The 23940-nt window shown below is 64.7% G+C and carries 20 protein-coding genes and 2 pseudogenes; 18 read left to right on the forward strand and 4 right to left on the reverse strand.

Translation table 11 applies throughout. The features are described 5' to 3' along the window. The first annotated feature begins 202 nt into the window (after nucleotides 1–202). The 9 genes and pseudogenes from LW136_RS15980 to LW136_RS16020 all read left to right on the forward strand — a co-directional run. Nucleotides 203–877, forward strand: coding sequence for a TetR/AcrR family transcriptional regulator (locus tag LW136_RS15980; RefSeq protein ID WP_003280204.1), 675 nt, complete (start codon nucleotides 203–205; stop codon nucleotides 875–877). Nucleotides 878–883: 6 nt separating this feature from the next. Beyond that, complete coding sequence (locus tag LW136_RS15985) at nucleotides 884–1852, forward strand: LysR family transcriptional regulator (protein ID WP_041014652.1); 969 nt, start codon at nucleotides 884–886, stop codon at nucleotides 1850–1852. A gap of 55 nt (nucleotides 1853–1907) precedes the next feature. Beyond that, nucleotides 1908–2429: a retropepsin-like aspartic peptidase RloA3 gene (rloA3, locus tag LW136_RS15990; protein ID WP_041014653.1), complete on the forward strand. Its 522-nt coding sequence runs from the start codon at nucleotides 1908–1910 to the stop codon at nucleotides 2427–2429. 206 nt (nucleotides 2430–2635) lie between these two features. Next, nucleotides 2636–3088, forward strand: a complete 453-nt coding sequence (locus LW136_RS15995; protein ID WP_041014654.1) for a DUF305 domain-containing protein — start codon at nucleotides 2636–2638, stop codon at nucleotides 3086–3088. A 379-nt stretch (nucleotides 3089–3467) separates the two neighbouring features. Further along, a complete protein-coding gene (locus LW136_RS16000; protein ID WP_234173184.1) occupies nucleotides 3468–4562 on the forward strand; it encodes an MFS transporter in 1095 nt (364 codons plus the stop codon). A gap of 64 nt (nucleotides 4563–4626) precedes the next feature. Then, nucleotides 4627–6615 (forward strand): TonB-dependent receptor domain-containing protein, encoded by a 1989-nt coding sequence (locus tag LW136_RS16005; RefSeq protein ID WP_041014655.1) that lies wholly within the window; start codon nucleotides 4627–4629, stop codon nucleotides 6613–6615. Between the two features lie 54 nt (nucleotides 6616–6669). Further along, entirely contained in the window at nucleotides 6670–7704 is a 1035-nt protein-coding gene (locus LW136_RS16010; RefSeq protein ID WP_096780453.1) for a FecCD family ABC transporter permease, read from the forward strand. 2 nt (nucleotides 7705–7706) lie between these two features. Continuing rightward, on the forward strand, nucleotides 7707–8753 hold the full coding sequence (locus tag LW136_RS16015; protein WP_041014656.1) for a FecCD family ABC transporter permease: 1047 nt from the start codon (nucleotides 7707–7709) through the stop codon (nucleotides 8751–8753). Further along, nucleotides 8753–9028, forward strand: a pseudogene (locus LW136_RS16020) (ATP-binding cassette domain-containing protein); the annotation flags it as partial. The gene LW136_RS16015 and the pseudogene LW136_RS16020, both read left to right, overlap by 1 nt. A 160-nt stretch (nucleotides 9029–9188) precedes the next feature. Here the strand turns inward: LW136_RS16020 and LW136_RS16025 are convergent. Beyond that, on the reverse strand, nucleotides 9189–10619 hold the full coding sequence (locus LW136_RS16025) for an IS1182 family transposase (protein WP_046622526.1): 1431 nt from the start codon (nucleotides 10617–10619) through the stop codon (nucleotides 9189–9191). Nucleotides 10620–10689: 70 nt separating this feature from the next. Between LW136_RS16025 and LW136_RS16030 the strand changes: the two are divergent. Together LW136_RS16030 and LW136_RS16035 are read left to right on the forward strand one after the other, a co-directional pair. Further along, nucleotides 10690–11259: pseudogene (locus LW136_RS16030) on the forward strand (ABC transporter ATP-binding protein); the annotation flags it as partial. After that, nucleotides 11256–12200: an ABC transporter substrate-binding protein gene (locus tag LW136_RS16035; RefSeq protein ID WP_234173185.1), complete on the forward strand. Its 945-nt coding sequence runs from the start codon at nucleotides 11256–11258 to the stop codon at nucleotides 12198–12200. The pseudogene LW136_RS16030 and the gene LW136_RS16035, both read left to right, overlap by 4 nt. Nucleotides 12201–12212: 12 nt before the next feature. Here LW136_RS16035 and LW136_RS16040 read toward each other — a convergent pair whose 3' ends face one another. Together LW136_RS16040 and LW136_RS16045 are read right to left on the reverse strand one after the other, a co-directional pair. Next, the gene (locus LW136_RS16040; RefSeq protein WP_041014659.1) at nucleotides 12213–13148 is read right to left on the reverse strand and encodes a class I SAM-dependent methyltransferase; all 936 of its coding nucleotides are present in this window, start codon (nucleotides 13146–13148) and stop codon (nucleotides 12213–12215) included. 62 nt (nucleotides 13149–13210) lie between these two features. Then, entirely contained in the window at nucleotides 13211–14221 is a 1011-nt protein-coding gene (locus LW136_RS16045) for a zinc-dependent alcohol dehydrogenase family protein (protein ID WP_041014660.1), read from the reverse strand. Nucleotides 14222–14474: 253 nt separating this feature from the next. Between LW136_RS16045 and LW136_RS16050 the strand changes: the two genes are divergently transcribed. Beyond that, nucleotides 14475–16007, forward strand: a complete 1533-nt coding sequence (locus LW136_RS16050; RefSeq protein ID WP_052462870.1) for a phosphate ABC transporter substrate-binding protein — start codon at nucleotides 14475–14477, stop codon at nucleotides 16005–16007. Nucleotides 16008–16021: 14 nt separating this feature from the next. Here the strand turns inward: LW136_RS16050 and LW136_RS16055 are convergent, their stop codons facing one another. After that, nucleotides 16022–17953: a sigma-54-dependent Fis family transcriptional regulator gene (locus LW136_RS16055; RefSeq protein ID WP_181066105.1), complete on the reverse strand. Its 1932-nt coding sequence runs from the start codon at nucleotides 17951–17953 to the stop codon at nucleotides 16022–16024. A 396-nt stretch (nucleotides 17954–18349) separates the two neighbouring features. Here LW136_RS16055 and LW136_RS16060 point away from each other — a divergent pair, with 396 nt between their 5' ends. The 6 genes from LW136_RS16060 to LW136_RS16085 all read left to right on the forward strand — a co-directional run bounded on the left by LW136_RS16060 (nucleotide 18350) and on the right by LW136_RS16085 (nucleotide 23939). Continuing rightward, the gene (locus tag LW136_RS16060; protein WP_041014662.1) at nucleotides 18350–18853 is read left to right on the forward strand and encodes a gluconate 2-dehydrogenase subunit 3 family protein; all 504 of its coding nucleotides are present in this window, start codon (nucleotides 18350–18352) and stop codon (nucleotides 18851–18853) included. A gap of 49 nt (nucleotides 18854–18902) precedes the next feature. Continuing rightward, nucleotides 18903–20480: a GMC family oxidoreductase gene (locus tag LW136_RS16065; RefSeq protein WP_234173186.1), complete on the forward strand. Its 1578-nt coding sequence runs from the start codon at nucleotides 18903–18905 to the stop codon at nucleotides 20478–20480. Between the two features lie 25 nt (nucleotides 20481–20505). Further along, the gene (locus LW136_RS16070; protein WP_041014664.1) at nucleotides 20506–21495 is read left to right on the forward strand and encodes a thiamine pyrophosphate-dependent dehydrogenase E1 component subunit alpha; all 990 of its coding nucleotides are present in this window, start codon (nucleotides 20506–20508) and stop codon (nucleotides 21493–21495) included. A gap of 98 nt (nucleotides 21496–21593) precedes the next feature. Beyond that, nucleotides 21594–22664: a 2,3-butanediol dehydrogenase gene (locus tag LW136_RS16075; protein ID WP_041014689.1), complete on the forward strand. Its 1071-nt coding sequence runs from the start codon at nucleotides 21594–21596 to the stop codon at nucleotides 22662–22664. 13 nt (nucleotides 22665–22677) lie between these two features. Next, nucleotides 22678–23700, forward strand: a complete 1023-nt coding sequence (locus LW136_RS16080; RefSeq protein WP_082041323.1) for an alpha-ketoacid dehydrogenase subunit beta — start codon at nucleotides 22678–22680, stop codon at nucleotides 23698–23700. A gap of 5 nt (nucleotides 23701–23705) precedes the next feature. Next, nucleotides 23706–23939, forward strand: coding sequence for a lipoyl domain-containing protein (locus LW136_RS16085; protein WP_023444395.1), 234 nt, complete (start codon nucleotides 23706–23708; stop codon nucleotides 23937–23939). Nucleotide 23940: the final 1 nt, after the last annotated feature.

The raw sequence follows: 23940 nt of genomic DNA on the forward strand, positions 1-23940 counted from the left end.
TTGATCCTGACAAGCGCAACGGCTGCTCATGCAACAAAACTCGTGCAGAATCCGCCTGACTCGGTTCACCGCCTCTTACTCTGGGGTTCGTGGCCTGAACCGTAGGGTGGGCTTCAGCCCACCGAAACCGATGACGGCCTCCAATGCCGGGCTAACGCTCATAACTGAAGGCCGGCCGCCAGCGCGCTCACGGACAGGGACCATGGACAAGAACAACGCACCGCAGCCGCTCTACACCGCCCACGGCAAACCCGCAGGTCGTATTCGCCAGAAGAACGAGGAGTCGATTCTCGCAGCCGCCGCCGAAGAGTTCGCCCGCTATGGCTTCAAGGGCACCAGCATGAACGCCATCGCCACCCGTGCCGGGTTGCCCAAGGCGAACGTGCACTACTACTTCAACAGCAAGCTGGGGCTGTACGTCGAAGTCATGCGGCATATTCTCGAGCTCTGGGACACTGCCTTCGACGACCTCACCGTCGACGATGACCCGGCCACCGCCCTGGCCGAATACATCCGCATCAAGATGGAGTTCTCGCGGCGCCATCCCGAGGCCTCGAAGATCTTCGCCATGGAAGTCATCAGCGGCTGTGAATGCCTGTCCGAACATTTCAACAAGGACTACCGCAACTGGTTTCGTGGCCGTGCCGCCGTATTCGACGCATGGATCGCTGCCGGCAAGATGGACCCAGTGGACCCGATGCACCTGATCTTCATGATCTGGAGCAGCACTCAGCACTACGCCGACTTTTCCGATCAGATCCGTCGCATCAACGGCAAGCGCATGACCCGCGCAGACTTCGCTCGCGCCAGCGACAACCTGATCGCCGTCATCCTCAAAGGCTGCGGGCTTACGCCGCCGCCAACACCGGAGCGCTGACAGAGCGTGGCGCGCAAGCTGCGCATCCACTCGCCGGCCATCCATTACTTCGACATGGTGCGGCGCTGCCAGTCGATTCGCGAAGCCTCGCGGCGGCTGAACGTGGCCTCATCGGCGGTAAACCGACAGATTCTCAAGCTCGAGGACGAGATCGGCACGCCGCTGTTCGAACGACTGCCCGGCGGCCTGCGCCTGACCGCTGCGGGCGAGATCTTCGCCCGCCACGTCATCGTCGTGCTGCAGGACACCGAGCGTGTGCGCTCCGAACTGGACGCGCTGCAGGGCCTGCGCACCGGCCACGTGGAAATCGCCACGGTATCCGGCGTCACCACCGATCTGCTGCCCGGCGTGCTGGAGCAGCTGCGCGAGCGCTATCCGCGCGTCACCGTCGGCGTGACCAGCCTCGGTTCGCAGGCCATTCCCGATGCGGTGACCAGCGGCCAGGCCGATATCGGCCTGGCGTTCGCGCTGCCGCGTACCGCCGACCTGCAGCAGCTGGGCGTCGGTCATTTCCGCCTGGGCGCCATCGTCAACCCGGCGCATCCATTGGCCGAACGCGCGGACGTCAGCTTCGCCACCTGCGCCGAGTATCCGCTGATCCTGGCCAAGAGTGACCTTTCCATCCATCACCTGCTGGCGCCGCTGCTGGCGCGTACCCGCCCGCGACACAAGGCGCCACTGGAAACCAGTTCGGTGGAGCTGGCCCTGCAGATGGCCAAGCGCGGTGCCGGGGTCGCCTTCCAGACGCGCATCGGCATCGAAGCCGAGCTGGCCGGCGGCACGCTCGTGCACGTACCGCTGAACGATGGCGGCGCGGTATTCAGCGACCTCGGTGTGTACGTGCGCAGCTCGCGTTACCTGCCGGTCGCGGTGGATGCCTTCGTCCGGGCGCTGAGCGAACAGATCGGCGAACGCGAAGCGGCTCAGAGGAGCAAATCCTCGGCTGGGCACGTCGGCGAAACCACGGCGAGCTGAACATCCTCGGCAGATTTCGCTCTATTGAGCGAAGCCACTATCTCCGGAGTTGCCATTGAAATCGTCACGGCTACTGGCCATACCCGCCGCTGTGCTGCTGTCCCTGCATACCCTCCCTTCCCTCGCCGCCGGCGGCACACCACTCGGCTGGGTGGAGCGTGGCATGGTGCTTCCCGAGGAAGTCACGGTGAAGTTCAAGCTCGACACCGGCGCGCTGACTTCGTCGATGCATGCCGAAGACATCGAGTATTTCGAGCGGGACGGTGACGAGTGGGTCCGCTTTGATCTGGACCTCAAGGACATCGAAAGGGACAAGCTGGTCAAGTCACGTATCGAACGCAAACTGCACCGCGAACTGACCGTCCGCGGCGCCGGCGGCAAAGAGGATCGTCCGGTGGTGCTGATGAAGGTGTGCATCGGCGATCGCCTCCTCGAGGAGCAGTTCTCGCTCAGGGATCGCGATGAAATGCACTACCCCGTACTGCTTGGCCGCCGCACCCTGGAGAAGCTCGGCCCGGTCGACTCGGCGCGCACGTTCACCATCGAGCCCAGCTGCGAAGAGCTGGCCACTCGCTGAGCCGCGGCGCCTCGCAGGTCCGTAACGGCGATTAGGGCCGGCTGCGCATTGCGCTGCGGTCAGCGCGGCGAGGCCATCGCAGTCGGCCAGTGCGTGCCGCTGGCATGGCCGAGAAACGTGAACGGCACCGACCGAGGGCTGTCGAGATGACCAAATGGGCTGGCGATTTGCCGCCCCACCAGTCATAGCGAGAGGAGAGCACGCCTATGCAGCCCTACGTCAAATTCGGCGCAATGATTGCCACCTCGACGCTGGTCATGTTCGGCCTGATGTACCTGAACGTGTTCCAGACCAACCACATCCTGTTCAGCGAAACCCGCGCCTACATGGCGCTGATCATGGGCGCGGCCATGGCGATCGTCATGCTGGCATTCATGCTGAAGATGTATCCGCGGCGTGGGGTGAACATCGCCATTTTCGCCGGCAGCGCGCTGGTGTTCGTCGTGTCCTTGTGGCTGGTGCGCAGCCAGGCGACGGTGGATCAGGTGTCGTGGATGAAGGCGATGATTCCTCACCATTCCATCGCCATCCTCACCAGTGAGCGAGCGGATATTCAGGACCCGAGGGTGCGCGAGCTGGCGGACAGCATCATCGAGGCGCAACGCCGTGAGATCGACGAGATGAAGGCGCTGATCAAGGACCTCGAGGCACGCGACTGAACCAGGGCAGGTCGTACAGCACGGATCGCTGGCGCCGCCTGCTCAGGCGGCGCAGCCGACCTCCGATATAAGTTCATCTCGGGAGCTTTCGCGCGGTCTTATGGTATCGAAGCCCCGCGCGCCATCTCCGCTATTCCGCCCAATAGCGCGCCGCCATCCAATGGAATCTCTCGCATCGCAATCAAACAATAACGATTTGCATTTGAATTCGCGTTTATAGCTGCATAAGATGCACCGCCTCACCCAGCGGCGTTATGTACATGGATGCAGATCGACAAACGAAAACGGCTGTTCAGCTGGCCACACTGATTAGCATGCTATCGATCGGCAGCCTGATGATGATCTGCCGCTCGGCCCGGATTTCGTCCGCGAACTGGACATGCCCGCCGACCGCATAGGGTATCTGGCTGGCGCCGCGACCTTGGCAGCCGCCCTCGGCTCGGCGCTCAGTGCAGCCTGGCTGGACCGCTTCGAGCGCAAGCCGGTGCTGCTCGCCCTGCTCGTCCTGCGCTTCGCCCTGCTCGGTGCCTGCGCAGGTGCCTCCGACGCGCACCAGTTGACCTGGCTCTTCGTGCTCAGTGCGTTCATCGTCGGCCCCCTGGGCGCGGTGCTGATGGCGAGCCTGCTCGATCTGATCCCTCCAGCCGAACGGGGCCGGCAGCTCGCCCGCCTAGCGATGGGTTTCTCCCTCGCCGCCATCGTCGTCACGCCTCTGGCGCTGGAACTGGCGCGCTGGCTGGGCTGGCGCGCGCCGATGCTGGGCGTTGCCGCGGTTGGCCTGGCGCTCGCGTTTGGCTGCCACATCCTCTTCCCCAATCCGCAACCACACCCACGCCCGCCAGGAGCGCTGCGCCCGCTGTTGCGCTCACCGCTGTGCCTGGGGGCACTGGCGCTTGTCGCATTGCAGATGTTCAGCCACTTCCTGCTGGTGCCGCACTTTTCCGCATTCTTCCAGTTCAATCTCGGCTTCGCCCGCGAACACATCGGCGTGCTCTACCTGTGCGGTGGGCTGGCCAGCCTGGCCGCCGTGCGTCTGGGCGGCAGCTGGATCGATCGCGGCCACGCCCGCCGGCTGGTCCTGAGCAGCAGCGGTCTGCTGGCACTGATCACGCTGCTCGGCTTCGCCCTGCTGGTTCCACTGCCGCTGTTGCTGGTGTTCAGCCTGTTCATGGCACTCAGCACACTGCGCACCAGCAGCACCACGACGGTCGCCGCGAGCATTCCGGCGCCCAATCAACGCGCCGCGTTCATGGCGCTGCACGGGTCCGTCAGCAACGTTGCCGCCGGCCTCGGCAGCCTGGCCTCCGCCGCCTACCTGGGTACGGCTGCCGATGGCGAGCTGACGGGTTTCGAACACCTCGCAGGTTTCCACGTGGTTCTCACCCTGACCGCAGGTGCAGCGCTGCTGTTACTGCTCGCTGCCCTGCGACGCCATGGACACCTGCCAACACCTACAACCACAAGCAGGGCCTGAACCTGCAGCCGCACGCCTGATGAGACTTACATCCCGCATCGATCAAACCGCAATGGAGCCTGCAATGCCTTCTGTAAGAACCATCAGTCGTCCCCGTCACCTGCCGCTCACGCTGCTCGGCGCACTCCTTCCGATGCTCGCCATCGCCAGCGAGCCGGTCACGCTGCAGAACGAAGTCATCACCGCCACCCAGACCGCCCACAGCGAACTCAGCGCGCCGGCGAGCGTGTCGGTGGTCACCCGTGACGACCTCGACAAGCTGCCGGCGTACAACCTCGCCGATGCGGTGAAATACCTGCCGGGGGTGTACATCAGCCCGTCTTCGACCTACGGCCGCAAGGAAATCAAACTGCGCGGGATGGATTCGGACTACACCCTGCTGTTGGTCAACGGCCGCCGCATCAACTCGCGTGAAGCCCTGGTCTCCAACTACGCCAACGACTTCGATCTGTCCTCGATCCCGATGGCCGCCATCGAGCGCATCGAGGTGATCCGCGGGCCGATGTCCTCGCTCTACGGCGCCGATGCCATCGGTGGCGTGGTCAACGTGATCCTGCATAAACCGACCGCCGACACCAGGGCCGGCATCGCCTACGGCTACGAGCACCCGACCGAGGGTGATTCCGGTGACAGCCACAAGACCAACGGCTACATCAGCGGCGCGCTGATCGAGGACAAGCTGCTCGGCAACCTGATCGTCGAGGGCACCGACCAGGCTGCCTGGGGTTCAGACCAGACTACGTCGCCCCTGATCGATGCCGCCGAAAAACGCCAGAACGCCAGCGCCTACGGCAGCCTGAGCTGGCTGCTAGACGAGCGCCAGAGCATCGACCTCGACCTGAGCTATCGTGAGGACGACCGCAAGGGCACCTGGAGCAACTCGGGCTTCGCCTTTCCGACCAACGTTCAGGAAATGGAACGCAGCGCCTTCGGCCTGACCCACAACGGCAGCTGGGACGGCTTCAACTCGCGGGTCCGCTACTACTACGAAGACGTCGACCTGATGGACGACTCCGAGGTCATGACCGACCTGCGCGGCGGCCGCTTCAGCAACGTCAACCAGACCAACCATACGGTCGACGGCCAGGTGACCGCGTTCCTCGGCAACCACCTGCTGACCCTGGGCAGCGAACTGCGCCGCACCGAACTCAGCCACAGCAACAACCTCGGTTCGGAGATCGAGGTCGATCAGCAAGCGCTCTACCTGCAGGACGAGTTCTCACTGGGACAGCTGGATATCACCCTCGGCGCCCGCTGGGATGATCACGAAAGCTACGGCAGCGAATTCAGCCCGCGGGCCTACGGCGTGTACAACCTCAGCGACAGCTGGGTAATAAAGGGCGGCGTGGGCAAGTCGTTCAAGGCGCCGAGCATTGCCCAATCCGATCCCACCTACGTGGAAATCGCCTGCCGTGGCTACTGCGTGACGGTCGGCAACGAGGATCTCAAGCCGGAAACCGCCACCAGTTACGAGCTCGGCACCTTCTACCAGAACAACCGCCTGCAGGCCGGCATCATGTTCTTCCAGACCGACATCGAAGACATGATCAGCACCGAAACGACGCGGCTGATTCGGGTGAACGGCCAGATCGTCGCCGCCGACCCGGTGCTGACCACCTACAACCAGCCCCATGTGCGGATCAAGGGTTACGAGCTGCAGGGCAACTACCTGCTGAGCGACCGCATCGGCCTGCGCGCGAACTACACCTACTCCGACGCCAAGGATCGCGACACCGACGAGCCGATCCGCAACTCGCCGCAGCATATCGCCAACCTGGGTGCCGACTGGCAGGCGCTGCCAAAGCTCGGCCTGAACCTGGATTACCAGTACACCGGCAGCCAGTACCTGTACGACGTGGCGCGCTCCGGGGCGTTCGAGACAGGTGCCTTCCACACCCTGAGCCTCGGTGCCCGCTACCAGGCCACCAAGCAGCTGTCACTCAACGGCGGGCTCAACAACCTGACCAACGAGAAGCGCGACGAGGTGGCTCAGGCCGTCGACAACATCCTCATGGGTCGCACGCTGTTCGTCGGTTTCGCCTACGACATCTGACGCCCCGCCCGGCGGCGCGAGCCGCCGGGTTCACCTGGAGACGCGAAGTGAACCATGCCGACTGATCCAACGATGCCAGCGTTGCAGAAGGCGACGCTGATTGCCGGCGGCGGGCTTCTGCTCGTGCTGCTGACTCTGTCCCTGGCCACCGGTGCCGGCGTGTATGGTGCCGACGCCGTGTTCGGCTATCTGCTCGGCCAGCCCGAGTATCTGGCCGACGACAAGCTGGCCATGGTCGTCGATACCCTGCGGCTGCCGCGCACCCTCGCCGCGCTGGTGGTGGGCGCCAGCCTCGCAATCGCCGCCTCGCTGCTGCAGAGCGCGACACGCAATCCCCTGGCCGAACCCGGCCTGCTCGGTGTCAATGCCGGCGCGGTGCTCGGGCTGGTGATCGGCCTGATCTATTTCGGCGTCGAGTCGACCCGGGGCTACCTGCTCTGGTCCGGCGCCGGCGCCCTGCTGGGCAATCTGCTGGTGCTGGGCGTCGGCCTGATGCTGGGTCAGGCCAGCCCGCTGAAGCTGATCCTTGCCGGGGTGGCGCTCGGCGCGATCTTCGGCGGTCTGGCGAATTTCCTGCTGCTCTCCACTCGGGTGGCGCTGGAGCAATTCCGCTTCTGGAACCTCGGCTCGCTATCGGCCTCCAGCCTCGATGCGGTCGGCACGGTCAGCCCACTGGCCGTGCTCGGGCTGGTGCTGGCGACGCTGCTCTGCCGTCAGCTGACCCTGATGCAGATGGGCGACAGCCAGGCCCGCGCGCTGGGCATCCATACCGGTTGGGTGCGCCTCGGCGTGCTGGCGGCATCCACCCTGCTCACCGCCTGCGCCATCTCGCTGGCCGGGCCGATCGGCTTTCTCGGTTTTCTCGCCGCCTATTGCGCGCGCCGCATCGAGCCGGTGGCACTGCTGCGGCAACTGCTGTTTTCCACGCTGTTCGGCATGCTCTTCCTGCTCGCCGCCGACGTGCTCTCGCGCTGGCTGCTGCAGCCGTACGAACTGCCGGTCGGCACCCTGCTGGCCGCGCTCGGCGCGCCGGCGCTGATCGCCATCGTGTTGCGCGGCGGCTTTCGTTCCCTGTTGACGGTGAGGTAGCCATGACCTCCCTGCCCACACCTACCGGCGTCTGGACGCTGCGCCTCGGTGGCATCAGCCTGCTGCTGCATCGGCGCAGTTGGTTGATGTTCACCCTGCTCGTGCTGGTGCTGCTGGGCTTGACCGTCCTGGCGACCAGCCTCGGCAGCGGCCATCTCGGCGTGCGCGACGTCATCGCCACCCTCACCGGAAATGGCAGCAGGCTGCAGGAAATCATGATCTTCAAGATTCGCCTGCCGCGGGTCGCCGCCGCGATCATCGCCGGGCTGGCCATGGGCATGGCCGGCTGCCTGATCCAGACCCTGGTACGCAACCGCCTAGCTACACCGGACATGATCGGTGTGAACGAGGGCGCCTCGCTGGCTGTGGTCGTCTTCGCCCTCTACCTGACCCTCGGCAACTGGCCATGGTGGGCGTCGCCACTCGGAGCCGCGCTGGCGGCCGCCGCATTGTTCGCCCTGTGCCGACGCCCCGGCGAGCAGGGCTACCTGTTCATCGTCATCGGCATTGCGCTGTCGGAACTGCTCGGCGCCCTCGGCGACTTCGCCATGTCGACGCAACCCCTCGCTCACTTGGGCAGCATCTACCTGTGGACCATGGGCCACTTCGCCGGTGTCAGCTATCAGACGGTCAAGCCCGTCGCACTGCTGCTGTTGCTGCTCTGCCCGCTGATGGCGCTGGTCAATCGGCCGCTGGCGCTGCTGCGCTTTGGCGACGCCACGGCGCAGAACCTCGGGGTGAAGGTGCCGCTGGTCCAGCTCGGCGTGCTCGCCATGGCAATCGTGGTGGCCGCGCTGGGAACGGCGATCGGTGGGCCGGTGGTGTTCATCGCCATGGCCGCACCGATCCTCGCCTCCTGGCTGGCCCGCGACAACCTCGCCCCGCTGTGGCTGTCGGCGCTGTGCGGCGCGGTATTGCTGCTCGGCAGCGACATCCTGGTGCGGGTGCTCGCCCAGCCCGAGGAAATCCCCACCGGCATCATGACGCGGCTGCTCGGTGGCATCCTGCTGCTCGGCCTGCTGCTCAAGGACAGACGAGGAGCTGACTGATGACTGCCCTGCGCGCGGAAAACCTGCACTTCGCCTATCAGGACAAGGTCGTGCTCGACGACGTCTCCTTCAGCCTGCCCCGAGGCAAGCTGATCGGCATCGTCGGCCCCAATGGCAGCGGCAAATCCACGCTGCTCAAACTGCTCGCGCGCCAGCTGCCGCTGCAACGCGGCACCGTGGAGATCCACGGCAAGCCGCTGCTGGGCTACTCGCTCAAGGCGCTGGCGCGAGAGCTGGCCTTTCTGCCGCAACGGCCGATGCTGGCCCAGACCGTGTAAAAACGCAGCAAGCGATGGTAATCAACTGCCGGTGGATTTTCTCAGCGCCCAGAAGGCCTCCGGATGCACAATCAGGCGCATTCGGTGATTCTGGTTGCTATGGCACTTTAGGCTTCGGCATGACTGATGGAGGACGGTAGGACTCGTAAAACAGGCCTCAGGCCTTCATCGCTGCCATCAGGGCACCGCTGCCCAGCAAGTTCAACACGCGTTTGAAGTTGTAGGCGAGCACATGCAGGCTCATCTCGGTGCTCACCCGGTCGAGCGTTCGGGTGAGGAAATGAGTAGCGCCCATCCAGGCCTTCAACGTGCCGAACGGATGCTCCACCGTCTGACGGCGGATGCGCATCATCTCCGGTGCCTGATCCAGGCGAGTCTGCATCGCATCGAGCACCGACTCATGCTCCCAGCGACTCACCCGGCGCTGTGCGCTCGGTGTGCACTGATCTTTCAACGCACACCTTTGGCAGTTCGAACTCCAGTAACGGTGCAGCTTTAGTCCTTTCTCGACGTGTGAGAAGCGCCAGATCAGGCTTTGCCCTGCTGGGCAACGGTACTCGTTCCTTGCTGCGTCATAGATGAAGTCACCTTTGCCAAAGCGGCCAGCCGCTGTCGCTCCCGACGTCAGCGTCTTGGGCACGAAAGCGGTGATGCCAGCTTCGTGGCAGGCGAGGATTTCCTCACTCTTGAAATAGCCTCGGTCAGCGACCACCGAGAGCGCTTCCACGCCCATCGCTTCCCGCGCCTGCATGGCCACGTTACTCAATTGGTCACGGTCGACACCGTCGTTGGTGACTTCGTGCGTCACGATCAGGTGATGCTTCGCATCGACCGCAGCTTGGACGTTGTAACCGACCATCCCGGTGCCGCGCGTCATCATCGAGCGTGCATCAGGATCGGTCAGTGAGATCTGCTTGTCTGGGGCGGTTTGGAGCTGGGTCTCGATGGCCTGGAGTTCCTGCATCTTCACTTTCAACGCCGCGATCTTGCTGTGCAGTCGCTCGACCTTGGCTTGTGCCACGGCAGGCTCCTGCCGATCGGCAGTGTCCAGAGCGGTAAGGTAGCGGCTGATGCTGGATTCGATTTCCTCCATCCGCCGTTGCAACTTAGCACTGGTGAAGTTGCGATCACGATTGTTGACCGCCTTGAACTTGCTGCCGTCGATAGCCACTAGCGCTTCGGCGAACAGACCGAGCTGCTGGCACAGCACGACGAACTGCCGACAAACGCCGCGGATGGCCTTACCGTTGTCCTTACGGAAGTTGGCGATGGTCTTGAAGTCCGGCATCAGGCGCCCGGTCAACCACATCAGCTCAACGTTGCGCTGGGTCTCTCGCTCAAGGCGGCGACTGGACTGGATGCGATTGAGGTAGCCGTAGATGTAGATCTTCAGCAGGACGGCAGGATGGTAAGCAGGCCTACCAGTTTCTGCGGGGACAACACCCTCGAAACCGAGTCGACCAAGGTCGAGTTCATCGACGAACACATCGACCACACGCACCGGGTTGGTGTCCGCCACGTAGTCATCCAGGCTCTCGGGAAGCAACACACTTTGGCCTCGATGCTCTCCCTGGATAAAACGCTTCATCGGCATTCCCCACTGATTTGAATCCATCAAATCACAGCAAGGTCGATGCCAGCGTTTTTACACAGCCTGGGCCGAAGGCATCCGCGTGGAACAGCTGGTGCAGTACGGCCGCCATCCGCATCAGGGCTGGTTCAACCAGTGGAGCGCGGAAGACGCCCGCCAGGTTGCACGCGCCCGCGAGGTGATGCAGCTCGATGCGATCTGGCAACGCAGCGCCGCCTCGCTCTCGGGTGGCCAGGCGCAACGGGCCTGGCTCGGCATGATCCTGGCGCAGAACACCGACCTGATCCTGCTTGACGAACCCACCAGCGCGCTGGACATCGGCCACCAGGCCGAGGTGATGGAAGCCGTGCACCAGATCGCCGCGGCCGGGCGCACGGTGCTGATCGTGATCCATGACCTCGGCGTGGCCGCCCGTTACTGCGATGAGCTGATCGCCCTGGCCGACGGCCGGGTGCAGGCCATCGGCCCGGCGCGGCAGGTGATGACCAAGGCCCTGGTCGACCGCCTTTACGACACCGACGTCGACATCCTTCCGGCCCCCGGCGACGGCGCGCCGGTGATCGTGCCGCGCCGCCGTACCCGTGCCCTCCAGCAAACCACTCTCCGAGAACACCCCGAAACGGAAGGTATGCAATGACCCTCAAGACCCCACGTAACATGGCCGCCGCTCTGCTGGCCAGTCTGCTCGCCCTACCCGCCCTGGCCGATACGCGCCAGGTGAGCGATGCCATGGGCAACACCGTCACCGTGCCGGAAGCGCCGAAGCGGGTAATCACCCTCAGCGAAATCGATCTGGATACCGCACTCGCACTTGGCGTCACCCCGGTCGGCACCATCAACGGCCGCGGCCAGGCCGCACCGCCGCGCTACCTAGAAGGCAAGCTGACGGCCGACGTCCCGGTGGTCGGCGATCTGGACAATCCGAATCTGGAAACCCTGCTCGAACTGGAGCCCGATCTGATCCTCACCGGCCCGGTAAAGCCGGAGCAGCTGGCGATCCTCAACGAGATCGCACCGACCGTGATCACCTACAGTTGGGGTCGCCCCTGGCAGGAAACCATGCAGCGCACCGCGCAGATCCTGAACAAGAACGCCGAAGCCAACGCCGTGCTGGACCGCTACCGCGCTCGCGTCGAACAGGCGCGCGAGCGGCTGAGCACGCATCAGGGCGAAACCCTCAGCATCGTGCGCTGGAATCCCAAGGGCCCCTCGTACATGTTCAAGGACGCCTTCGCCAGCACGGTCATCGAAGACATCGGCCTCACCCGCCCCGCCCATCAGCAGGACCCCGGCCACACCCACTCGATGGCACTGAGTCTGGAGTCACTGGAACTGCTGGATGCCGACTGGCTGGTGATCGGCACCCTGGCTACCAGCGGCGAGGCGGTCGAGGCCATGCGTCAGGCCGAACAGACCCCGGCGTTCGGCCAGCTCTCGGCGCTGCAGAGCAAACGCTTCGGCGCTGTCGACGGCTCGCTGTGGACGTCCGTCGGCGGTCCGCTGGCGGCACTGCAGGTGATCGAGGACGTCGAGCGCTTGCTCGGCAAGGCCGATGCAGAGCCGGTCACAAGGGACTGACTCGACCCAGCGTCAGGCCGAAAACAGCAGCGCCTTGAGCCCGCTCTCGGGGCTGATGTCGGGAAACTCCGACGGGTTCTCCAGGCGCTGCTCGAAGCGCAGCTGCGGCGCCTCGGCAGCCATGCCCTGGATCAGGAAGTCCGCGCCGATATCCGGGTCATTCACGCAGGCCAGCACCTGACCGCCGCCGTTCAGCAACTCCGGCAGCTTGCGCAGGATCTTCTGGTAATCGCGCGTCAGGGCGAAGCTGCCCTTCTGGAAGGACGGCGGGTCGATGATGATCAGGTCATAGGGCCCGAGCCTGCGCACCTTGCCCCAGGATTTGAACAGCTCGTGGCCGAGAAAGCTGACGCGGCTGAGATCATGACCATTGAGGCGATGGTTCTCCCGCCCACGGGTCAACGCCGCGCTAGCCATGTCCAGGTTGACCACATGCTCGGCGCCACCAGCGATCGCCGCGACGGAGAAGCCGCAGGTGTAGGCGAACAGGTTGAGCACCCGCTTGCCCTGCGCCTGTTCCTGCACCCAGCGTCGGCCGTAGCGCATGTCGAGAAACAGACCGTTGTTCTGCTTTCGCCCGAGATCGAGCTTGTAGTGCAGGCCGTTCTCGCTGATCTGCCACTCGGCGGGCACATCGCCCAGCAACGCCTCGGTCGGTGCATCCGGCAGATAGCGATGCTGCAGCAGCAAACGCTGCGCCTGACTCTGCTGCCAGGCCGGGGATTCGGTCAGCGCCATGAGCATCTGCCCTAGCGCCGCCCGTTCCGCCTCGCCGGGATCACGGAACAGCGCCACCAGCACCACACCCTGCAGCCAGTCGACGGTGAGTTGTTCGAGCCCCGGATAGCAGCGGCCGCGGCCATGAAACAACCGCCGCGTCTCGTCGGGCACGTTGGTCAGCGCGTCGAGCAGGTGATCTTGCAGGGTGGATAGGTGTTCGGGCGTCATGGGCGGGCATCGTCGGCAGCGTGGCCGCGCATTCTAAACGCAGCCGCCGCCGACGCCAGGCTTCAGATATCCAGGCAGATCTTGCCGAAGTGCTGGTTGGTTTCCTGGTAGCGGAACGCCTCGACGATATCGTCCACGGCGAAGTGCTTGTCGATCACCGGGCGGATGCCGTTGGCGTCGATGGCGCGGATCATGTCCTGCTGCTGAGCGCGACTGCCGACCAGCACACCCTGCAGACGCAGCTGGCGCACCAGCGCCGGTACCAGCGGCAGCTCGCCGGCAACGCCAGTGAGAATGCCGATCACCGAGATATGCCCGCCGATGCGCGCCGCGACCATCGATTGCTCCAGCGTTGCCGGCCCACCGACTTCGATCACGTGGTCGACGCCGCGGCCATCGGTGAGCTGATGCACCGTCTCACCCCAGGCTGGCGTGCTGCGGTAGTTGATCAGGTGATCGGCGCCCATCTCGCGCAGGCGCTCAAGCTTGGCGTCGCTGGACGAGGTGGCGATAACCGTGGCACCGGCCATCTTGGCGAACTGCAGGGCAAAGATGGAAACGCCGCCGGTGCCCTGGATCAGCACGCTGTCGCCGGGCTTGAGCTTGCCGTCGGCCATCAGCGCACGCCAGGCAGTGAGGCCGGCGGTGGTCAGGGTCGACGCCTCGGCATGGCTGTAACCCTTGGGTGCATGGGTGAACGAGGTGGCGCGGGCGGTGACCATTTCCCGTGCGTAACCGTCGACGCCATCGCCCGGCACCGTGGCGAAACCTTCGATCAGCGGCTCACCGGCCAGCCAGTCGGGGAAGAAGGTACTGACCACCGCATCGCCGACCGCAAATTCGGTCACGCCTGCACCCACCGCCACCACTTCACCGGCACCATCGGCCATGGGAATGCGTGGCTCGCTCGGTCCCCACATGCCGCTGACCACCGCGAAGTCGTGATAGTTGAGCGAGTTCGCGCGCAGGCGCACGCTGATCTCGCCGGCGCCGGGCGTGGCGGCCTCGCTGGTGCCGACGACGACCCGGTCGTAGCCGCCACCGGGCTGCACGAATATGGCTTTATGGCTCATGGCGTTCTCCTCTGCTAATGGAATGACCTGCATGGGAGCGGACGGCAACGACATCGTTCTACCTGCCAAAGCCTGCTGCGCATCGCTGCACGAGCGCCGCTCGAATGCGCCACAGCATAGCCAATCCGCCATCGACGTGGCTGCCGCGAACTTACGTCCTTTAGTACCGTCGAAAGCGCGTCCGCCAATACCTACGGCTCGCCTGCAACCTGCCGTACACGATGATCCAGTGCCGTCCCGGAACCGCAATCTCATGCTCGAGCTTCGCCATCGCCCCCAACAGCTGACTACTCCATGTCTGCGCACGGCCATCGCCGTAGCCCTGCTGACCATCACCGCGCCTGCCCTGGCCGCCCTGTCGGACAGCGAAATGGCTGCCCGCGACGCCGAGAACAAGCGCCTGACCACTGAGCTCATGGCCAAGCCGAACGAGCTGACGCAGCCGCTGGAGAGCAAGTACAACCACGTCATCACCTATGGCCAGTCGCTGGCATCGGCGGCCGAAGGCTGGCCGGCGCTGTCTGTCGCGCCGCGTTACGACAACCTGATGCTCGGCGATTCGCCGCGATCGGCCGCCTTCAGCGGTGCAACGTTCAAACCGGTCGGTGACGCCGCGTTCACACCGCTGCGCGCCGTGGTGCAGCAGAAGAGCAATGCGGCGGTGCTGCTCGATACGGAAAAGGTCGCGAAACTCGACCCGAAGGCGCAGGAAGAAGGTGAATCTGTGGAAGTCGGCGCGCTGAACATGGCGCGGCGGCTGTATCTGCATCACTTGGGCCGTGACACCGACCCCGATCACCTGCTCGTCGCCAGCAACGCGTCGACCTCCGGCCGCTCCGTCGCACAGCTGTCGAAAAGCGGCGGCACCAACGAGTATCGCCGTGTGACCCAGGCCGTCGACCAGGCCAAGGCACTGGCCGACGCGCAGCAGGCCAGTTACAGCATCAGCGCGTTCTTCTGGCTGCAGGGCGAGTTCGACTATTCCCACACCAACGGCGGCAAGAACGACAAGGATTACTACAAGGCCAAACTGCGCCAGCTGCGTGACGACCTCTACGCCGACACCGCCAAGGCCATCGCCGGGCAGGAAAAGATGCCCGCCTTCTTCAGCTACCAGACCGACGCCAAGTCCTCGGTCAAGGACGGCTCGCTGGCCATCGGCATGGCGCAGTGGGAACTGGCCCAGGAAGAACCCGGCTGGTACCTGGTCGGGCCGGTCTATCCCTACACCGACAAGGGCGTGCACCTGTCGGCGAACGGCTATCGCTGGTTCGGCCAGATGCTCGGCAAGGTCTACCACCACGTCGTCGTCGAGCGTAAAGGCTGGACCCCACTCGCACCGCGCCAGGCCACGCTGAACGGCCGCGATGTACTGATCGACTTCTACGTGCCGCACCCGCCCCTGGCGTTCGACCAGCCCTACATCGGCCACCAGGCCCGCGATGTGAAGGACAAGGGTTTCGTGCTGCGTGACGACCAGGGCGAAGTGCCCATCGACGCTGTCGACATCGTCGCCGATACCATCGTGCGCCTGCGCGCCGGTCGCGACCTCAGCGGCCAGCCACGCATCAGCTACGCCAGCCACCAGGTCGGCGGCGCCGGCCAGCTACGCGACAGCGACCCGATGCGCGCCGACGCCACCTACGAATACCTGCCCGACCTCATGCCTGCCGAAGCCAACATCAAGGCACTGGTGCACCAGCCCTACCCGCTGCACAACTGGAGCATCGCCTTCGATATCGCCGCTGAAAAAGGCACGCCGGCACAACAGCCGGTCAGCGAGTAACACCACGGCGCCGGTCACACCGGCGCTTCGATCCCCAGCACGCGCATGCGCCGGTACACCGTCGGGCGCGACACGCCAAGCTCCCGCGCGACGGCGCTGACGTTCCAGCGATGACGGCGCAGCTGCTCGCGCAGAGCCGTCGCCGACTCGGGTTCGGCCGCGGCGGCCGACTGACGACAGCGCGCCAGAATCGGTGGCAGGCATTCGTCCGGCAGATCCTGCACGGTGATCTCGTCACCCTCACAGGTCGCCAGCGCGTACTGCAGTACGTTGCGCAGCTCGCGGATGTTGCCCGGCCAGGGATAGGCCAGCAGCGCACTCATGGCATCGCCACGCAGGTGCGGATTGCCCGGCCGGCCCTCGGCGAGTTCGGCGAACACCCGCTCGATGAGAAAGCCCTTGTCGGCGCGCTCGCGCAGCGGCGGCAGCTTCAGCGAGGCGCCGTTCAGGCGGTAGAACAGGTCCTCGCGAAACGCACCGCTTTCGACCATCTGCCGCAGGTCGCGGTGGCTGGCGGCCACCACGCGGATATCCACCTTCACCGGTTTCTCGGCACCCAGCGGCATCACTTCCTGCTCGGCCAGCACCCGTAACAGCCGGGTCTGCAAGTGCAGCGGCATGTCGCCGATTTCATCGAGGAACAGCGTGCCGCCGTCGGCCTGCTGGATCAGTCCGCGCATTCCCTTGCTACGGGCGCCGGTAAAGGTGCCAGGGGCGTAGCCGAACAGCTCGCTTTCGATCAGCGACTCGGGCATGGCCCCGCAGTTGATCGCCACGAAAGGTTTGCTGCGCCGGCAACCGCTTTCGTGCAGCGCCTTGGCCAGGCGTTCCTTGCCGGTGCCGGTCTCGCCATTGAGCAGAACGTTCAGCGGCTCGCTGCATAGACGTTTGGCGCGGGCCAGCATCTTGCGCATCACCGGGTCATCGTCGGCCAGGGCATCAAGCGCGGCATGCCCACCGGGCGCGCTGCGTTCGGCCGGCTCCGGTGCACGGCGACGCGGCTCCATCAAGGCGGCGAAGAACAGCTGGTGGCGATGGGTGCGAAAGGCGCGGACCTGGTCGTGACTGGCGTAGGGAATGCTCAGCACATCGCCCAGCTCGCAATCGAACAGCTGATCGATGCGCGCCTGCGCCGGGGTACCAAAGGGGCCCGGCATCATCAGCCCGTGTTCGGCCAGCAGACCCCGAGCGGCGGTGTTGCCGGCGAGCAGCTCGCCATCATCACCCAACGCCAGCAGATAGCGGCGGTTGATCAGGACGAACTCGCGGGAGCCGTCGAAACAGAGAATCGGCCGCTCGCGGTAAACGCGCATGAAATAGGCATCCTCGATCATCCGCGCGTACTGCTTGACCAGCTGCAGGGCAAAGGTCTGGGAATCCTTGGTCGGTGGCGAATGCAGCGCGGAGATATCCAGCACCGCCAGCAGCTGGCCGTGCGGGTTGAACATGGGCACCGCGGTGCAGGTGAGGTTGGTATGCCAGACGCTGAAGTGATCGTGCTGATGACAGGTGAGCGCCTGCTGTTCCTTGATGCAGGTGCCGACTGCACAGGTGCCGGCGTGGTCTTCGCCCCAGTCCGAACCGAGGAACAGGCCGGTCTTGCGGTGCGCCTTTTCGTCTGCCGGGTCGCCGAGAAACTGCACGGCGATGCCGCGGTTGTCGGTCAGCAGGATCACGTAACCCAGCTCGGCGATCTGCCGGTACAGCTGCTCGACCCCGGCGCGGGCGACATTGATCAGCTCGTCGGCCTGATCCTGGTGCTCGCGCAGCACCTGCCGCGGGACGAAACGGGCCTCGGCAGGTCGCGCCGGGTCCAGGCCGTAGTCGTGCACACAGCGGTGCCAGGAGCGCGCGATGATCGGATCACGATCACCGGGCAGGTGCGGCGCATTGGCCAGCGATAGCACCGCGTCGATATGGCTGACCGGACCGGATAGCAGATTCATGCCTCCTCCTCGAAGTGCTCGCGCCAGACCGAGCGCAGGCGACTCCAGTGAAACGCTTTATTGTTTTGCAATAAACGAAGGATAAACCATTGACCCGGACAGACCAGCCTGAACTTTAGAAGCACTTTGTCTATTCATATTGTTTGTCGCCGTACTGTAAAACGCTTTACAGCGCTTTACAGGTGTAACGCCTAAAGCGCTTTACACATTAAATACACAAGCACCGCAAAGTTAACAAACAACCATACTTATCAACCACTTACCAAAATCATAGGCTCTTACTACAAGTTGGCATGACAACTGCTCCTACTGTTTTGCGGAACAAACTCTTCGCATAACAAGATCGCCAGCATTCCGAGCACCACGGAACTGCCGGTAATAATCAGGAGCTATGTCATGCACGATTCAGCTCGCCCGCACGGCACGCTAAACCGGCGACGTTTTCTTTCCATTTCCGGCCAGTCCTTGCTGGCATTCAGCCTGTCGCAACTGATCCCGGTGAACCTGCTCGCCGAGGAACGCCTGCCAAACCTGCCCGATGGCCTTCTGCGCATGGGCCGTGACGTCTTTCCCCACGAGTTCATCAGCGACCACCACTACGTGCAGCCCCTGCTCGGTCTGGTGGACGAGCAGCCAGCGCTGGTCGCTAGCGGCCTGGACGACCTGCAACAGCAGGCGCGCCAGGCCTATGGCTCGCCATTCGAACAGCTCGACGAGGCCGAGCGCGTGGCCCTGCTGACCGAGATCGAAAACACCCCCTTCTTCAAGGCCGTGCGCAGCAGCCTGATGTTCGGCCTGTACGACAACAAGGCGCTGTTCCCGCTGTTCGGCTACGAGGGTTCGTCTTGGGAGTACGGCGGCTACGTCAACCGCGGCTTCAACGATCTGAACTGGCTCTGACCACTCCGTGCACACGGGACAACAACAAGAACAAGACGAGGAATACCCCATGGCAACTTTTGCCCAGGATGACGATGGCGTCGTGGTGATCATCGGCTCCGGTGCCGGCGGCGGGACGCTCGCCAACGCGCTGGCCAAACAGAAGATTCGCAGCGTGGTGCTGGAAGCCGGCAAGCGCCACACGCTGGAGGACATCGAGAACGACGAGTGGGCGATGTTCAAGAAGATCTCCTGGCTCGACAAACGCCAGGCCGCCGGTGGCTGGCACCTAACCGAGAACAACCCGACCCTGCCCGCCTGGATCGTCAAGGGCGTCGGCGGCAGCACGGTGCACTGGGCCGGCATCGCCCTGCGCTTTCGCGACTTCGAATTCAAGATGCAAAGCATCAATGGCGACATCGCCGGCGCCAACTTGCTCGACTGGCCGGTGACGCTGGACGAGATGGCGCCCTGGTACGAGAAGGCCGAGAAGCACATGGGCGTGACCGGGCCGAGCACCGGCATGGCCTATCACCCGTGGCACAACTCCTTCAAGGTGCTGGCCACCGGCGCCAAGCGGGTCGGCTACAAGGAGATCCTCTCCGGGCCGATGGCGATCAACACCGAGCCCTACGACGACCGCGCCGCCTGCCAGCAGCTCGGCTTCTGCATGCAGGGCTGCAAGATGGGCGCGAAGTGGTCGACGCTCTACACCGACATTCCCCGCGCCGAAGCCAGCGGTTATTGCGAAGTGCGGCCGCAGTCGATGGTGCTGCGCATCGAGCATGACGCCAAGGGCCGCGCCAATGCCGTGGTCTACGCCGATGCCGACGGCAACATCCAAAGGCAGAAGGCCCGGGTGGTCTGCGTGGCGGGCAACTCCATCGAGTCGCCGCGGCTGTTGCTCAACTCCGCCTCGTCGATGTTCCCCGACGGGCTGGCCAACTCCTCCGGCCAGGTCGGACGCAACTACATGACCCACACCACCGCCGGCATCTTCGCGGTGATGCCCAAGCCGGTGAACATGCACCGCGGCACCACCTGCGCCGGGGTCATCTCCGACGAGTCCTACAACGACCCGTCGCGCGGCTTCGTCGGCGGTTACCGGCTGGAAATCCTTGCCCTCGGCCTGCCCTTCCTCTCCGCCTTCCTTGACCCGACGCCCAAGGGCTGGGGCAAGCAGTTCACCTCGCGGATGGAAAAGTACAACCACATGTCCGGCGTCTGGCTGTGCGGAGAAGACCTGCCGCTGGAGAACAACCGCATCACCCTGCATGACAGCGAAAAGGACCAGTACGGCCTGCCGATCCCGGTAGTGACCAAGAGCGATCACCCGATGGATGCCGCCATGCGCAAGCACGGCGTTGCCGCCACCGCCAGGTGCTACGAGGCTGCCGGCGCCACCGACATCATCGAGCTGCCGCCCTACCCCGCCAGCCACAACATGGGCACCAACCGCATGAGCGCCAAGGCCCGTGACGGCGTGGTGAACAAGTGGGGCCAGAGCCATGACATCCCCAACCTGTTCGTCTCCGATGGCAGCCAGTTCACCACCAGCGGCGGCCAGAACCCCACCCTCACCATCGTCGCGCTGGCCCTGCGCCAGGCCGAGCAGATCGGCCGTCTGCTCAACGAACGCGCGATCTGACCCGCAACTACAAGGGAGTCCACCCATGACCCAGCCAAACAACTCGCAGCGCCTGTGGATGTATGAGCAGATGCTGACCAGCCGCTACATGGAGGAATCCATCGAGCGCATCTACATGGAAGGCAAGACGCCGGTGTTCAACATGGCCAAGGGGCCGATCCCCGGCGAGATGCACCTTTCCAACGGCCAGGAGCCCTGCGCCGTGGGTGTCTGCGCGCACCTCGAGGCTGCGGACATCGTCACCGCCACCCACCGCCCGCACCACATCGCCGTGGCCAAGGGCGTGGACCTCAACGAGATGATGGCCGAGATCTTCGGCAAGGCCACCGGGCTGTCTGGCGGGCGCGGCGGGCATATGCACCTGTTCGATGGCCGGGTGAATTTCTCCTGCTCGGGGATTATCGCCGAGGGCATGGGCCCAGCGGTCGGCGCGGCGCTGTCGCGGCAGATGCAGGGCAAGCCCGGCGTGGCCGTGTCCTTCATCGGCGAGGGCGCGGCCAACCAGGGCGCCTTCCACGAAACGCTGAACCTCGCGGCGCTGTGGAAGCTGCCGGTGGTGTTCGTCATCGAGGACAACGCCTGGGGCATTTCGGTGGCCAAGGCCAGCGCCACCTGCATCGCGCAGCACCACGTGCGCGCCGCGGCCTACGGCATGCCCGGTGTGTTCGTCGAGAACAACGACCCGGACGGCGTGTTCCGCGCCGCCGGTGAAGCCATCGAGCGCGCCCGTGCCGGTGGCGGCCCGACCCTGATCGAGATCGAGACCTATCGCCTGGCCGGCCACTTCATGGGCGACGGCGAAACCTACCGCCCCGAAGGCGAGAAGGACGGCCTGATGAAGAAGGATCCGATCCCCGGTTACCGCCAACGCCTGATCGACGAAGGCGTGATGAGCGAAGCGCAGGCCGAAGACATCGCCGCACGCGCCCGCGGACGCATCGATGAAGCGGTGCAGTTCGCCCGCGAGAGCCCTTATCCGCGTCCCGAAGAGGCGCTGGAGAAGGTCTTCGTGTAGCGCAGGTCAGTCCCGAAGACCGCAGAAGCGAGCCTGCTCGCGAAACGCGGACACAGCAGAACAACAAGAGGAACACCACCATGAACAGCCAAGCCACCATGACCGCCGCCGTCTGGCACGGTCGCAAGGACATCCGCCTGGAACAGGTGCCGCTGCCCGGCGCGCCGCAACCGGGCTGGGTGCAGATCCGCGTGCACTGGTGCGGCATCTGCGGTTCCGATCTGCACGAATACCTCGCCGGCCCGGTGTTCATTCCGGTGGATGCGCCGCACCCGCTCACCGGCATCAAGGGCCAGTGCATCCTCGGCCACGAGTTCTGCGGCGAGATCGTCGCCACCGGTGAAGGTGTCGAAGGCTACGCACCGGGCGACAAGGTCGCCGCCGATGCCTGCCAGCATTGCGGTCAGTGCCGTTTCTGCAAGACCGGCCAATACAACCTCTGCGAACAGCTGGCCTTCACCGGGCTGATGAACAACGGCGCCTTCGCCGAGTTCGTCAACGTACCCGCCGAGCTGCTCTACCGCCTGCCGGAAGGCTTTCCGCTGGAGGCCGGCGCGCTGATCGAACCGTTGGCAGTCGGCATGCACGCGGTGAAGAAGGCCGGCAGCCTGCTCGGCGAAACGGTTGTGGTGGTCGGCGCCGGCACCATCGGCCTGTGCACCATCATGTGCGCCAAGGCTGCTGGCGCCGGCCAGGTGATCGCGCTGGAGATGTCCGCCGCGCGCAAGGCCAAGGCGCTGGAAGTCGGTGCCAGCCGGGTCATCGACCCCAGCGAGTGCGACGCCATCGCCGAAATCAAGGCGCTCACCGGCGGTTACGGCGCCGGCGTCTCCTTCGAGTGCATCGGCCATAAGGCCACCGCAAAGCTCGCCATCGACGTGATCCGCAAGGCCGGTCGTTGCGTGATGGTGGGCATCTTCGAGGAGCCCTCGGAATTCAACTTCTTCGAGATCGTCGCCACCGAGAAACAGGTGATCGGCTCGCTCGCCTACGCCGGTGAATTCGCCGATGTCATCGCCCTGATCACCGACGGCCGCATGGACGTCACCCCGCTGATCACCGGTCGCATCGGCCTGGACAACATCCTCGAGCAGGGCTTCGAGGAGCTGGCCAACCACAAGGACCGCAACGTCAAGATCATCGTCAGCCCCGCCGCATTGGCCGGCTGAGCAGGAGAACCCCATGACCACAGCAGTAAAGGAAAGAAAACTCACCGTCGCCCGCGCCATGGCCGAAGCCGTGGCCCAGGAGATGCGCCTGGACCCGAAGGTGTTCGTGATGGGCGAGGACATCGGCCAGCTCGGCGGCGTATTCGGCAACACCCGTGGGCTGTATGACGAGTTCGGCAAGACGCGCATCCGCGATACGCCGATCTCCGAAACCGCCTTTATCGGTGCCGCCGTGGGCGCCGCCTCGGACGGCATGCGGCCGATCGTCGAGCTGATGTTCGTCGACTTCTTCGGCGTCTGCATGGACGCCATCTACAACCTGATGGCGAAGAACACCTACTTCTCCGGCGGCAAGATACCGGTGCCGATGGTGCTGATGGCCTCCACCGGCGCCGGTTATTCGGACGCCGCCCAGCACTCGCAGTGCCTGTACGGCACCTTCGCCCACCTGCCGGGCATGAAGGTCGTGGTACCGAGCAACGCCTACGACGCCAAGGGCCTGATGACCGCGGCGATTCGCGACGACAACCCGGTGGTGTACCTCTTCCACAAGTCACTGCAGGGCATGGGCTGGTTGGGCACCGAGAAAGGCGCCACGGTGCCGGTGCCGGAAGAGCCCTACATCGTCGAGATCGGCAGGGCCAAAACCGTGCGCGAAGGCCGCGACGTCAGCCTGGTCAGCCTCGGCGCCGGTGTGCACCACGCCCTGCGCGCCGCCACGCAGCTGGAAAAGGACGGCGTCAGCGCCGAGGTCATCGACCTGCGCAGCCTGGTGCCGCTGGACCGCGAACACGTCATCGCCTCGGTACGCAAGACCGGCCGGCTGATCGTGATCGACGAGGACTACCACAGCTTCGGCGTCAGCGGCGAAATCATCGCCAGCGTCGTCGAGCACGACATCGACATGCTCAAGGCGCGCCCGCAGCGGGTGGCCTTCCCCGATATCCCCATCCCCTTCACCCCGGTCATGGAGCAATGGGCCCTGCCCAACGCGGACAAGATCGTGGCCGCCTACCACGCCATGCATAAGGAATGACGTTTATGAGTACCCCCATCGTGATTGCAGACGACCTCTGGGAAGGCGACGCCGAAGCGGTGATCACCTCCTGGCTGGTCAGCGACGGCGCCGAAGTGGCCGCCGGTGACCTGGTCGCCGAGGTCATGTCGGAAAAGGCCCAGTTCGAGATCGAAGCGCCGGCTGCCGGCGTGCTGAAGATCATCGAAGAAGAAGACGCGGTGATCGCCAAGGGTGCGGTCATCGGCCAGGTGGAATAGC

The sequence above is a fragment of the Stutzerimonas kunmingensis genome (assembly GCF_021432085.1).
GTDB lineage: Bacteria > Pseudomonadota > Gammaproteobacteria > Pseudomonadales > Pseudomonadaceae > Stutzerimonas.